This is a genomic window from Leifsonia sp. SIMBA_070 (assembly GCF_046534635.1).
Lineage (GTDB): Bacteria > Actinomycetota > Actinomycetes > Actinomycetales > Microbacteriaceae > Leifsonia.
In genome coordinates, this window is record NZ_JAWRYK010000769.1 from 1 (window position 1) to 245 (window position 245).

Sequence of the window (245 nt, forward strand, 5' to 3'; positions counted from 1 at the left end):
GGGCCACCGTCGGCTCCTGCGCACAGATCGGCAAGAACGTTCACCTTTCCGGCGGCGTCGGCATCGGCGGTGTTCTGGAGCCGATGCAGGCCGGTCCAACCATCATCGAGGACAATTGTTTCATCGGCGCCCGTTCGGAAGTCGTTGAAGGCTGCATCGTGCGCGAAGGCTCGGTCCTCGGCATGGGTGTTTTCATCGGCAAATCGACCAAGATCGTGGATCGCGCAACCGGCGAAGTCTTCTAT

General features: G+C 60.8%; 1 protein-coding gene. It reads left to right on the top strand.

The window, feature by feature from the left end:
* The coding region (locus tag SB754_RS22310) for a DapH/DapD/GlmU-related protein (RefSeq protein ID WP_410784464.1) at positions 1-245 on the top strand (245 nt) is incomplete at both ends.